General features: G+C 66.4%; 6 protein-coding genes and 4 pseudogenes. 5 read left to right on the top strand and 5 right to left on the bottom strand.

What is annotated here, in order from left to right; translation table 11 throughout:
- Window positions 1-636 precede the first annotated feature (636 nt).
- Window positions 637-1,629 (top strand): peptidoglycan recognition family protein, encoded by a 993-nt coding sequence (locus J2X68_RS39715; protein ID WP_310437482.1) that lies wholly within the window; start codon window positions 637-639, stop codon window positions 1,627-1,629.
- Window positions 1,630-2,153: 524 nt separating this feature from the next.
- On the opposite strand, the gene J2X68_RS39710 is transcribed toward J2X68_RS39715, so the two are convergent.
- The 4 genes and pseudogenes from J2X68_RS39710 to J2X68_RS39695 all read right to left on the bottom strand — a co-directional run bounded on the left by J2X68_RS39710 (window position 2,154) and on the right by J2X68_RS39695 (window position 6,422).
- Window positions 2,154-2,291: a hypothetical protein gene (locus J2X68_RS39710; protein ID WP_310437484.1), complete on the bottom strand. Its 138-nt coding sequence runs from the start codon at window positions 2,289-2,291 to the stop codon at window positions 2,154-2,156.
- A gap of 202 nt (window positions 2,292-2,493) precedes the next feature.
- Window positions 2,494-2,997, bottom strand: a pseudogene (locus tag J2X68_RS39705) (IS701 family transposase); the annotation flags it as partial.
- Window positions 2,948-3,343 (bottom strand): annotated as a pseudogene (locus J2X68_RS39700) (hypothetical protein). The pseudogenes J2X68_RS39700 and J2X68_RS39705, both read right to left, overlap by 50 nt.
- A 214-nt stretch (window positions 3,344-3,557) precedes the next feature.
- A complete protein-coding gene (locus J2X68_RS39695; RefSeq protein ID WP_310437481.1) occupies window positions 3,558-6,422 on the bottom strand; it encodes a BTAD domain-containing putative transcriptional regulator in 2,865 nt (954 codons plus the stop codon).
- A gap of 289 nt (window positions 6,423-6,711) precedes the next feature.
- On the opposite strand from J2X68_RS39695, the gene J2X68_RS39690 reads away from it, so the two are divergent.
- From J2X68_RS39690 to J2X68_RS39675, 4 genes and pseudogenes are all read left to right on the top strand, one after another.
- Window positions 6,712-7,290 carry a hypothetical protein gene (locus tag J2X68_RS39690; protein WP_310437480.1) on the top strand — a complete coding sequence of 193 codons (579 nt, stop codon included), beginning with the start codon at window positions 6,712-6,714 and terminating at the stop codon, window positions 7,288-7,290.
- 83 nt (window positions 7,291-7,373) lie between these two features.
- A pseudogene (locus tag J2X68_RS39685) lies at window positions 7,374-7,517 on the top strand (IS5/IS1182 family transposase); the annotation flags it as partial.
- An 84-nt stretch (window positions 7,518-7,601) separates the two neighbouring features.
- Window positions 7,602-7,733: pseudogene (locus J2X68_RS39680) on the top strand (transposase); the annotation flags it as partial.
- The gene (locus J2X68_RS39675) at window positions 7,722-8,666 is read left to right on the top strand and encodes an IS630 family transposase (RefSeq protein ID WP_310437483.1); all 945 of its coding nucleotides are present in this window, start codon (window positions 7,722-7,724) and stop codon (window positions 8,664-8,666) included. The pseudogene J2X68_RS39680 and the gene J2X68_RS39675, both read left to right, overlap by 12 nt.
- 1,285 nt (window positions 8,667-9,951) lie before the next feature.
- Here the strand turns inward: J2X68_RS39675 and J2X68_RS39670 are convergent.
- Window positions 9,952-12,825, bottom strand: a complete 2,874-nt coding sequence (locus J2X68_RS39670; RefSeq protein WP_310437479.1) for a BTAD domain-containing putative transcriptional regulator — start codon at window positions 12,823-12,825, stop codon at window positions 9,952-9,954.
- Window positions 12,826-13,158: the final 333 nt, after the last annotated feature.

Genomic DNA, 13,158 nt, shown 5'->3' with positions numbered 1-13,158 from the left:
CGACAACTCCTGCTCCCAAATGGCTAGTTGAATCCGGCCAGGCTTCCAGAGGGCGCCTGGAGCAGCCTTCGGAACGGCAAGCCGGCACCGCGGTCCGCTCCGTCGGTGAAGGGCGGAGCCGGGCCGCGGCCTCCCCTTCCAGGCGCGAGGACGGATGCCGACGGGGGCGCACCACCGTCCGCTGCCGAGGCCGAGCCGATGGTCTGTCGCGGAAGACCCGGCATCCGCGTGTCACTACGGCGACCAGGCGACGGCGGTTCGATTCACACCGGGGCTGAGCGAAGACGCGGCGGCATGGCCGAATCCCGATCAGCATGACAAACCCGCTTCTGCCTTTGCGAAAAGGAGTGAACTCACCTTCCCTACTACGCCGTAGGTGTCGGTAGACGGCAGCCGATCTTGACGGAGCGCATGGTGAACGACACGTACCCCCGGCACGAGCCTCAGGCAGAGCGCGGGCTTCCTACGTCACGCCGACGCTTCCTCGCGGTCCTCGGGACCGTTACCGCTGGGCTGCCGCTGCTCGGAGCATGCGGGGCGGCCGCGGGCGGACCAGCGGCCTCGGACCACCGGGGCTCGATGGATGACGCAAATCCCAGAGTCCGGGTGTCACAGGAGCCCTCCCCGGGAAACGTGGTGAAGCGGACCTCCTTCCCGATCACGGCGGTCGGCCTCACCTGGACCGGTTCACCACGCGGGGTGCGGTTGCGGCTGATCGACCGCAGCGGCAAGCCTGGTGCCTGGCAGGACGTAACCGCCGGATGCCCTTGCGGCAAAGACACCGAGATCTTGCGCACTAAATCGACAACCCCGCCGAATCGAGCGCTCGTACCGGCTCACGGCAGCTACGGCTACCAGCTCGACGTCGACCCCGGGGTGAAGGTCGTCGAGGCGATCGCCATCGACGCGGGACACCTCGGGCGGAAACAGCGCCCCGCTCCGTCGGACACCCCGTCGAAAAACGCCCCGGCGCAGGTCCCCGGCACCTCGGACTCCGGCGCCCTCGACTTCCCGCCGCCCGGCCTAATGCTTCGTGCGGATTGGGGTGCCGACGAGGCGAAGCGCCTGACCGCGGACGGGCGCGAGTCGTCGCCCACCCGCTTCACCCAGGTACAGGCGATCACCGTCCATCACACCGCCACGCCCGTGGGCGACCTCGACCCCGCCGCCACCGTACGAGCGATCTACGAACAGCACGCCACCTCGAACGATTGGGGTGACATCGGCTACAACTTCCTGATCGACCACCAGGGCACCGTTTACGAGGGCCGATACAGCGGCACGGACGGCATACCCGCACACAACGCGGACGACGAGGTCGTCACCGCATTCCACACCTTCGGTTTCAACCCCGGGAACATTGGCATCGCCCTGCTGGGTGACTTCAATAAGGAACAGCCGCCACCACAGATGCGTGACGCCCTGGTCCGACTGACTGCCTCCCTTGCCGCGCGGCACAAGCTGGATCCGCTCGCCAGCATCACCTACCTCAGTCCCACCAGCGGCAAGTCCACCGAAGGACCCGCCCTCGGCGGCCACCAGGACTGGACATCCACCGAATGCCCCGGCTCAGCCGAGTATCTGGACCTCCCGACCGTGCGTGAACGGGTGGCTCAGCTCACCCTCTAACCACACCCTCGCCAGTGCGCTTCCGCACCTACGTTCGTGCGGGGCGGACGGACCATCAGCAAGCCGGTACTCTCCAGGATCCGCTGTCTGCGCCCAACCCCGGCCGCGACTCGTCGGCAAGTGTCGCTGCAGCCGACGCCAATCTTCGTCCGAGGGATCCGCACCCTGCCCGATGTCCCGTGGCGCGAGGTCCCAGCCGGAGCGTCACACGAACCATCGGACAGGCTCAGCCGCCTAATACTCCAGTGCGGCTTCGTGATCTATCCAGTGAGTTGGTCAGCTGACCGTTGTCGGTAGTGGCTGCGGCGGGCTGTTGCTTGGTGGCGTCGGCGCCAGGCAGACCAGTGCAGAAGCCTGGCCGCTGTCACGGCCTGTGGGATGAGCGCGACGACGAGTAGGCGGCGGACCTCGGGGACGGTCAGCGGGATCGGGTCGCTGCCGCGGGCGGGGTGGTGGGGATCGATGGGCTGGTCGGGGGCGGCGTCGACTGCGAGGGCGAGCATGGCGAGCGTGATGTGGCGGTGTCACGAGGTCCAGTTGCGGACCAGGTAATGATCGAGTCCGACCTGGCCCTTGGCGGCCTGGAAGCACTCCTCGACGCTCCAGCGGACGCCAGCGACCCGGACGCGTTCCGCAAGGTGACCGTGGCAGGTGACCAGCACAGGTAGAAGGCCAGTTCACCACTGGTGCGGTTGCTGCGGACGAGCAGGTGGCGGTGTCCGTCGGTGCCGATGTGGATCCAGGCCCAGTCGTAGTAGCGCGGGCCCTTCGCGCCGTTGCCTGCGCTGTGCAGCTGCCAGGCGCGGGCGGGCAGGCGTTCGGCGACGATGTCCGCGCGCATAGTGGTGCGGCCTGAGTTGATCCGCACCCGGTGGAGCAGGCGACGGCCATCACGTAGCCGGTCCCGCGTGACTCCAGGGCGGCACGAAGCTGAGGGTCATGCCCGTAGGCTTCGTCACCGGTCACCCACGGTGCCTCCACCCCGGCGTCCAGCGCGGTGACGATCATCTCCCAGGCCAGGCGGGGTTTGGTCTGGAACTGCACAGTCTGGGGTATCCCGGCCGCCTGGCGGCGTCCGGGACTGGAGCACCAGGACTGTTCGGGCAGGTAGAGCCGGCGGTCGATCAGTGTCCGTCCTCGGCTGGTGGCGTAGGCGAGGAAGACTCCGACCTGGGAGTTCTCGATGCGCCCGGCAGTGCCGGTGTACTGGCGCTGCACGCCCGCCGAAGCCCGGCCCTTCTTCACGAGGCCGGCCTCGTCCACGATCAGCACCGCGCCCTGGGCGCCGAGGTGTTCGACGGCATAGGCGCGGATGTCGTCACGGACGGCGTCGGCGTCCCAGCGGGCGCAGCGCAGCAGCCGCTGCATCGGGCCCGGCCGCGCATGGCCTGACGGGCCCGGCGATCACGCCGGTCATGCTGTCGATGCCGGGATCCCTGACGAACAGGCCGTCCGAGACCCAGAAGTACTGGCCCCCGAGGGCCTCGTCGATCCCTGTCCAGAGCTTCATCAGGCGCTCGACTTCCGCGACGGTGAAAACGGTCGCGGTCCAACAGGATCCGTCCTTCAGAGTCACGAAGACATCGACGTTGCAGACCTCGTCCAAGTCGCCCGTCGCTGGGCAGGAACGACGCCTGGAAGTTCTCCATGCGGACCCGATACCAGGGTCGTCCCACCCCCGCTCGATCGGTTCAGACAATGTGCTGGGGCTCATCGCGTGAGTGTCCCTGCTCGGGTCATCGATCTCAACCGAGATCCTCTGCACCGTTATCGCTGCCTGAGGCCAGAGCCGGGGACGTTCGTCCGTACGCATCTGGGGAGAAAGGTCCGTACACCGACAACCCACCACGTCTCATCTGCTGGGCTCTGCAGGAAGGGCCAACTGCGCTTCGTCGGATGCCGTGTCCGTCCGTCCCCTGCAGATCCGTTCATCCACCGAGCCCGTGCAGCCTGGCATGGAAGCCTTCGATATCAGCGTGGTTGAGTTGTTCCAAGATGCCGAGCCCCTCGTTCCACGCAGCGCGAGCCGCGCCGAGGTCACCCAAGCTCAAGTGAGTGTCCCCAAGGCGTCTGAGGATGTCCGCGGTCAGCCACGGCAAGCCGCCCCGCCGGTAGAGACCGAGGGCGCTGCGGTAGGCGGTGACAGCCTGCTCATATTGGCCGAGGTTGTGGTGGGCACTGCCGATGCTGTCCCAGGTCTGCGCGGACCCGGTGACGCAGTCGAGTTCCTGACACAGAACGAGGGCCTGTTGGCTGTGCTCGAGGGCCTGCTCATGCTGTCCGAGCAGTGCGTGGCACCATCCGACCGCATTGAGCGCTGCGGCCAGCGCACGTGAGCCACGGCAGTCGTCGCCATCCAGATCGTCGTGCGTTCGGAGAAACGCGAGGAACCGCTGAGCGGCGGCGAGTGAGGCTTCGGGGTCGCCTTGCTGCTCAGCAGACCATGCCAACGTGCGATAGCTCTCGGCGCAGGCTCGCGTATCGCCGGCCTCAACTGACAGTTCGATGGCATGCCGGACATGCACCCCCGCCTCGTTGAAGCGCCCCAGACCTGCCGTGGCCGTAGCGAGACCGTTGTGGATGTGGGCTTGGGCAACCCGGTCACCCAGCCGACGCGCTGCGGCCATGGCGGTGTGATGCACGGCCTCCTTCTCCTTCAACAATCCCCGCCAGTGCAGTTGGTTGGCCATGGACCAGGCGAGTTGCCAGCAGTGAACGTCGTAGCGGTGGATGGCGGCCACTTCCACCGCGGCGAGGAGCGCCGCCTGCTCTGCGGCGAACCATTGCGTGGCCTTCACGGTGTCGCCGCCGAAATCTTCGATGCACACCCCATCGACCGCGGGGCTTATCGGGATCAATGCCCGTTCGGCGGTCAAGGCCAGTGCCGTGCGGGCGGTGTGCAGGTAGTGGTCGAATGCGCGGCGACGTGCGGTCCGCGCCTCGTCGGGCGAATCGAGGGTCTGGGTGAGTTCGGCCGCATAGGCACGCAGCAGGTCATGGGCCGTATAGCGGCCGGCGACAGGTTCGTCCAGGAGGTGGGTCTCGAGCAGTTCGGAGAGGAGCTTCCGAGCCTGCGGCACGGGGACGGCGACGAGGCTGGCGGCGGCAAAGAGAGTGACCTGGGGGCCCGGGTGCAGGGCGAGGAGACGGAACAGGCGGGCGGCCCCGGGAGTGAGAGCGTGGTACGACCAGGAGAAGACGGCACGGATGTCGGCTGCAGTGTCGGTGTCGTGGAAGGCATCGAGACTCCTGGCGTGTTCCTGCAGTTCCGCTGCGACGACGGCGAGGGGGAAAGGAGTTCGGGTGGCCGCGTGGGCAGCGGTCACGGCCAGGGCCAGGGGAAGCCGGGCACAACGGGTGACGATCTCGTTGACCGCGTTCGGTTCGGCAGCGATCCGGGCAGGGCCAAGGCGGCTTGCGAGGAGGGAACGGGCCTCCTGCTGTGTGAGGACATCGAGGTTGACGGGGTGGGCGCCGTCGAGGGCTATGAGTCCGGTGAGCCGGTTGCGGCTGGTGACGATGGCGAGGCAGCCCGATGTTCCAGGCAACAAGGGCCTTATCTGCGCGGCGTCGCGGGCATTGTCCAGTAGCACGAGTACCTGTCTGTTGGAGAGGAGGGTGCGGTACAGCGCGGCGAGCGCGTCCATGTCCCTCGGCAGGGCGCCTGGATCGGCGCCCAGCGATATCAGCAGGGTTCGCAGCGCGGCTTCCGGACCGACCGGCATACCGGCCGGGTCGTAACCGCGTAGGTTCAGATAGAGCTGGCCTCCGGGATAACGGTCGGCGATCTGGCGCGCCCAGTGCACTGCGAAGGCGGTCTTGCCCACGCCAGCCATTCCCGCGACGGCAATGACCGTCGCAGCCCCGTTCGAAGAGAGCTCGGCGATCTCGCCCAGCTCCGCAGTCCTGCCGACGAACGTTCCTATACCGGCCGGGAGTTGCGCCGGGACGACTGTCGCGCCGGCAAATTCCGGGGCGGGAGCCCGGGGTGCCGCAGGGGTGGTTCTGGCCGCGGGGGTCGACGGAGCGAACAGTGCGGGATCGGCACGCAGGACGTGCTGGTACGTAACTTGCAGACCAAGGCTGGGATCGACTCCGAGTTCGTGCGCGAGCAGCATCCGTGCCTCCCGGTAGGTCTCAAGGGCTGCTGCCTGGCGCCCTGACCGGTACAGGGCGAGCATGAGCAACTCCCGGATTCGCTCGTCCAGCGGGTACTGGGACACCAGTCCAGTCAGTTCCGCGGCAGCCTTCTCAGGCAATCCGAGGTCTAGTTCGACAGTGGCAAGAGAGACCTGCGCGGACAGACGCAACTCACCGAGCCGCTGCCTCTGGGTTTGCGCGTACTCGCCGGCAACTCCGGCCAGCGCCGTCCCTCGCCACAGAGCCAATGCCTCCCTCATAGTCTCGGCTGCATTCTCGGTATCTCCCGTTCGTCGGGCTCCTTCGGCTCGGGTGACCAATTCGCGGAAGGCTGCGAGGTCCGACTGACCGGGAGCTAAGAAGATCTTGTAGCCATTCCCCGTCTGGCGGATCACCGACGTCGCCGAGGCTCCGGCAGGCTCCAGTGCCCTGCGCAGGCGGTGAATGTACGTGCGCAACACACCCGCGGCCGACGCCGGCACCCTGACACCCCACACCGCGCTGACCAGTTCACACGAGGACACCGGTGAACCGTCCGCCAGGAGCAGCGCCGCCACAACCAACCTCTGCTGCGGGGGACCAAGGTCGATCTCTTCCACACCCCGCCACGCCCTGACTGGCCCAAGCAGTGCGAACCGCAACTCCTCGTTCACCGAGGCTTCCTCCCCAGAGTTCCCTGCCGGCAAAGGGTAAGCGTTGGATTTCAGGAGAAACTAGGCGCACGTCCCAGTTCCCGAACCAGAACATATCGCACAAGGCGGGAAGGCATAGCTCCTCTCGACCGGGCACAGCTCAGGACTCGGGATGCCTCCGCTCGCCTGCCATCCCGTGCCGAACGTGGCGTTACCTGCTTGCTTCACGTCAACAGCGAAAGTTGAACCCCATTCGCGTGCGGGCCGTAGAGGTAGGCGAGAGCCCGCGTATGAGCGTGCTACCAGGAAGATGACCGACTTCATTAAGGAGCTTAAAATGTCTCACGCACGGATTACGGCATGTGCTGTGATCGCCATGGTCGCGACCCTGACCATGACCGCTTGCGGAGCCGCCTCTGAAGGGAGTTCCGGAAAGATCGATAAGAAGGACGCAGTCGCCGGGTCGGACAATGACACCATCGTTCCTCTCGTTCCCGCTCCGGAGGAGCCGGGCAGCGGAGATGACTCTGACGTTCTCGAGAGCATCGTAAAGGGTATCGAAGCGGGCGCACCGGCGGTAATCGAAGTTTGCACAAACACTGACCGCAAGGGCCTGTGCACAACCAGCATCCCGTTCGAAGAGTCGAGCCTCGTCGGCAGGTTCTTTGCGGCCAAGAATGAAAGCACCGGCGAAGAGACCTCAGTTCACTTCAATGACAAGATTTCCTACATCGACAATCGGACAGACCACCGAATCTGCTTCTATGAGCACACCGAGTTCGGTGGAGAGAAGCTCACGGTCGAGGCCCATCAGAAGGTGAATAGCCTCAACCCTTCCGGAGACGATACCGGAGTCAATGATGAGATTTCTTCCCTGAAGCCGTGCTGAATGAGGCGGGATTGGAACGATCCTGATGGCCCTGTCTGGCGCGCACCTGAACGGTCGGGCTTACGTTAGAGACGTCGCCACGGATTGTGTCGGATGAGCTCTGAAATCACCTGGAGCCCCTACCGCCGCAGCGCGAGCGCAGATTCCGGCCTCCCGACCGTAAGCCGTTGCCGGACTGGGAAGTGCTGTGCGGGATCTTGCATATGCTGCACACCGGGATCCAGCGGTAGTACGTGCCGCAGGGTCTCTGTTTCGGCTCGGGTAGCACGTGCTGGCACCGCGGCTCGTCGCTCATGCGGTAGCACCGCTGCATGCGGTATCCACAAGGGGGCGGGCTGACCGCCGAACGGCAGCAGTTCCGAGAGGAGTTACGCCTCCGGGCGGCCGAGAGGTTCGCCCGGGGCGAGGCGAGCTCGGCGATCGCCAAGGACCTGCGGGTCAGTGTCCGCTCGGTACAGCGGTGGCGGCAGGCGTGGGAGGAGGACGGTCCGTGCGCTCTTCGGTCGCAGGGGCCGGCGTCGCTGCCGAGGCTGAGCGAGAAGCAGTTCGCACAGCTGGAGGCGGAGCTGGCCAAGGGGCCGGCCGCGCACGGCTGGCAGGACCAGCGCTGGACCCTGAGCCGGATCAAGACCGTGATCGGCCGGCGCTTCCACCTGGCCTACACCATTCAGGGTGTGCGCAAGCTGCTCATGCGCAACGACTGGTCCTGCCAGGTCCCCGCCCGCCGGGCCATGGAACGCGACGACGAGGCCGTGGCCCGGCTGGGTGAAGGAGACCTGGCCCTGCGCGGAAGACTCGCGGCGGCCCGTGGAGCCTGGCTCGTCTTCGAGGACGAAGCCGGCTTCTCCATGACGCCGCCGCAGGCGAAGACCTGGTCACAGCGCGGTCGAACTCCGGTGGTATGCGTCCGCGGCCGCTCCCGCAGACGCATCTCCATCGCAGCGTTGACCTGCTACAGACCCGGTCACCGCTCGAGGCTGATCTATCGGCCCCGCCGCGACGACGGCAACCGCGACGGACGCAAGAGTTTCTCCTGGCGCGACTACCGCGACCTGCTCATCGCCGCACACCAGCAGCTCGGCGGCCCGATCGTGCTGGTCTGGGACAATCTCAACGTCCACAAGGCCGCCGACCTGCGGAAATGGGCGGCAGCCCAGGACTGGCTGACCATCTACCACCTGCCGCCCTACGCACCCGACCTCAACCCCGTCGAAGGCATCTGGTCGCTGCTGCGGCGCGGCTGGCTCTCCAAAGTCGCCTCCAGCACCCCAGAACACCTCGTCCAGACCGTCCGACGCGGTCTCCGCCACATCCAGTACCGCAGCCACCTCATAGACGGCTGCCTCACCGAGACAGGACTGACCATCAGCTCCTGATCACCGAAGACGACATCACGAGTTCAACCTCAGTAACTGCGGGTGCCAGGGCTTTCCACGCCGCCGACAGCACGGTCAATTGACCTCTCGGGCTGAAAACAAGGACATATCTTGCCCAGCAAGCGGTGCCACAAAGGCGGCGAAATTCACACTCCACGCTGGGCGTCGGACGGAGGCACAGCCCAGCCCTCGGCGGACAGGCGGGCGGCCCCGCGTGCAGTCCGCCTCTGCCCGAAACGACTCGAAATCATTCACGGACATACCTTGTATAATGCAGGGGCGCAGAACGGACACGCCGGATAGTGGTTATTTCGCCCCCGCGCGGTGGCGAGAAAAAAGCACTACTGCATCAACGCCCGAAACGGTGGGAGGGGGAGGGGTAACATTCGTCGAATTCAGCAAGGAAGCGGACGCTCCGACCTTATCCTTCGCCAGGAGATTTACTGAACTCGGATCAACTGGTCGATGAACCGGTTGCATAGAAGCAGCATGGGCCGCCGGGGCTGCCGGAGCAGCCTACGCGACAGAACTCGTTGCCAGATGCATTCTCCGGGATGGCAAACGTGGACGCTCGCGACCCCGCGCGCATGTGGTAGTGCGGCACTTCTTTAACTCCCCGATATGGACCCTTGGCTGCATCTTTCACGCTAATCCACTGTTTGAGCCCCAGCCCCCATGGCATTCTTTTCATTTTCATTCAGCGCCCCAATACCTTTCGAAGCGTCCTGCAGTCAGCGGCCGACCCTTTCGCCTCTCGATGGCAGACAAAGGCCCTTGAGGTGGGGGTATATGGTGTAGTACTCGTTCGTCTGTGACGACATGTCTTCATTCCTGTGCGGCATAAATATCCCTCAAATATTCTTCGGCGACCCTTGCTTGGCGCAGCGCAATTGCATCCTCGATCAGTGGCCAGCCTGCAAGACGCTGCCTTTCTGTCCAATAGCAACAACGTCAACGCATACCATGTGGTTCAACCCGCCTTCGACGGATCGACCGCAAGCCGCTGCTCATCGACCTTGGCGTGCTGCTCACCGAGACGGCGATCGCCGGGTGGCGAAGCTGATCGGTTCCCGGACGGACAGCCGGCAATCTGGTGCTGCTGCCCCATCGCCCACATGCGTGCGCCGGACGAACGCGGCAGGCAATGGGAGCAGAGCCAATGCGACGGGCGTCCCGGAATGAAGCAGGCGTCAATCATCGTCCGCCCCATCGGTCAGGGGCAGGGAGCATCACGTCTGATCAAGGGCAGATCTGCGACTTGGTCAGGGAAGAACCTGTCGTAGCTTCATCGAGACGACTCTTCCGGCGTCGCAGCGGGACGTTCCTCAGGATTGAGTCTCTTCCGGAGGGATTCGGCGTCGCTGTGACCGAGATGGTCCATGATGGCCAGGGCCTCGGTCCAGGCGACGCGGGCCGCTTCCGGAGTGCCCGCGCTGAGTTGGGTGTCGCCGAGGTGGGTCAGAGTGCTGGCGACGAACCAGGGAAGGTCGCCCTGCAACCGGTAGAGGCCGAGGGCGCGTTGGAAGGCATCGACGGCTTCGGCGTGTTGCCCGAGGTGATGGTGGGCGCAGCCGATGGTGTCCCAGGTATGCGCCGCGTTGGTGGCGTCTCCCAGTTCCTGGCACAGCGCCAGGGCCTGCAGGCAGTGATCGAGTGCCTCCTGAGGGCGGCCCAGCAGCATCTCGTTCCAGCCGACCGCATTGAGCGCGGACGCGATCGCCGTCCGGCTGCGGATGTTGTCGGCGCCCTTGCCTTCGCAGGCGCGGAACAGCGCGAGGGACCGTTGTGCTCCATCCCGCGCGCCTTCCAGGTCTCCCTGTTGTTCCAGTGACCAGGCCAGAACGCGGTAGCTCTCGGCTGCGGCTCTGAGATCGCCGGTGTCGGTGCACAGTTTGATTGCCCGCCGAGCTTCAGAGGCCGCCTCGTCGAAATGTCCTAGGCCCGCCATGGCAAGGCCGAGGCCGCGATGGGCGTATGCCTCGGCCCGCTGGTCATCCAGTCGGCGCGCAGCCTCCAGAGCGGCGCGCTGCGCAGCCTCTTCTTCCTGCCACAGGCCACGCAGGTGAAGGTAATTGGAAATGGCCCAGGCAAGTCGCCAGGTGTGGGTGTCGTTGCCGTGCGCGGCCGCCTGCTCCACAGCCGCGATGAGTACCGCCTGTTCGGCAGTGAACCAGGCTGTCGCCTTTCCCGCGTTGCCGTCGAACTCCTCGGGTCGTACGCCTTCGGCCACGGGATCGAGGGGAACGAGAGCGCGGGCGAGGTTGGTGAGCGCGGCAGCCGCGTGGGCGGTGTGGAGGTAGTGGTCGAGCACGCGGTAGCGAGCGGCCCTCACCTGCGCGGGGGTCTCGAATGTCTGTGTGAGTTCACCTGCGTAGTTGCGGAGCAGGTCGTGGGAGGCGTAGCGGCCGGGGGCTGTCTCGTCGAGGAGGTGTGCCTGCACGAGCTGGGCGAGGAGACGCCGGGTTTGCGGGAGGGGGTGGCCCACGAGACTTGCGGCCGCGGGCGCGGTGGTGTCGGGGCCCGGGTGCAGGGCGAGGAGACGGAACAGGCGGGCGGCCTCGGGGGTGAGGGCGTGGTACGACCACGAGAAGACGGCGCGTACGTCGGCGGCGGTGTCGCCGTCGTCCTGGAAGGCGTCGAGGTCGGCGGCGCTGTCGCGGAGCTCAGCCGCGAGCGCGGTGAGCGGGAAGCCAGGGCGAGTGGCCGCTCGAGCGGCGGTGACGGCGAGGGCGAGCGGGAGGCAGGCACAGCGGGAGATGATCTCGTCGACGGCGTCCGGTTCGGCGTCCACCCGGGCGGTGCCGAGGCGTCGTGCGAGCAGGGAGCGGGCTTCGGCGGCTGTGAGGACATCGAGCTGAAGCGGATGGGCGCTGTCTACGGCGATGAGGCCGGTCAGCCGGTCCCGGCTTGTGACGATGGCCAGGGTGCCGGGGGTCGCAGGCAGGAGGGGGCGAACCTGGGCCGCATCGCGGGCGTTGTCGAGGAGCAGGAGCAGCCGACGGCCCGCGATGTGGGTGCGGTAGGTGGCGGCGAGAGCGTCGAGGTCCTGGGGTAGTGCGCGGATGTCGGCGCCGAGGGACTCCAGCAGGGTGCGCAGGGCATGTTCGGGGGTGACGGGCAGGCCCACGGGGTCGAAGCCGCGTAGGTTCACATAGAGCTGACCGTCGGGGAAGCGATAGGCGACTTGGTGGGCCCAGTGCACCGCGAACGCGGTCTTACCGACACCTGCCGTGCCGGCGACCGCGCTGACGATCACGGTGCCGCTCGCAGACAATGCAGTCGCCCGTGCCAGTTCAGCCTGTCGGCCGACGAACACCGGCAACACGGGAGGCAGTTGTGCTGGGACGGGCACGGACCGCAGATTTTCAGGAGCAGAATCGGGCGGAGGGGGCGCACTGAGGAGAGTAGAGTCGGCCTGGAGGACGCGCTGGTACAGCGTCTGCAGCGCCTGACCGGGGTCCACGCCCAGCTCCTCCGCAAGCAGCGCCCGTGTGTCGCGGTAGGTGTCCAGTGCCGCGGCCTGCCGGCCCGAGCGGTAATAGGCCAGCATCAGCAGTTCACGGAAGCGCTCGTCCAGGGGATGCTCGGCAACCAGGTCGGCGAGCTCGGCGACGGCCTCCGTAAGGTGGCCGAGATCCAGTTCGGCGGTGAGGCGGTCGGCCGTTGCGGACAGCCACAGTTCGGTCAGACGCATACGTTGCTGCTGTGCGTAGTCGCCCCGGACGTCGGCCAACGGGGTGCCGTGCCACAGACTGTTCACTTCCCGAAAGAGCTTCACCGCCCCCGCGATGTCGCCCTCGCCGCGTGCCCGTTTGGCCTGAGCGCACAGGTCACGGAAGCGGTGTAGGTCCAACTCGAACGCGGCACCGAGCTGGTATCCGTCACCGATGGAACGAATCGCCGAGTTCGCAGGGTCGCCCACCGGGTCGAGAGCCTTGCGGAGGCGGTGGATGTAACCGCGCAGGATGCCGGGGGCGGAGGCAGGAGCCTCGTTTCCCCACACTGCGGCCGACAGCTTGGTCATCGAGACCTGCGCACCTTCTGCCAGCAGAAGCGTGGTCAGCACCGCGCGCTGCTGCGGTGGGCCGAGCAGGACCTCGGTCTCATCACGCCATGCCCGGACCGGACCCAGCACCGAGAATCGCAACTGCTGCTCCAACGTAGACACGCCTCCCCACAAGCGGTCTCTAGTCTCTCAGAATGGGCGAGTGACCCGATCGAGCCCGAAGGAGCCGGGGGGCTCGTGCCATCTTTGATCGGGTGGGCCGCTGGTCGGTTGTATGAAGCCGACAGGGCCGCTGTCGGGGCCGCACGCTCGGATCATGGCATCAAGCGTGATCATCGACCTGATAGCGCCGTCAGGTACCGGAGCAGCTCAATTCACCTCGGTGGCAGGCTCAGCGAGCGAGTGCCCGGTCATGTGCTGCCGGCCGGAGAAGCGGCAACACCTGCAGCGGCTGTCACGCGAGCGGCGGCCACGCCGAAGATCCTC

It is taken from the genome of Streptomyces sp. 3330 (assembly GCF_031456635.1).
Classification (GTDB): Bacteria; Actinomycetota; Actinomycetes; order Streptomycetales; family Streptomycetaceae; genus Streptomyces.
Note: the sequence above shows the minus strand (reverse complement) of the source record. Positions and strands in the feature narration are given on the sequence as shown.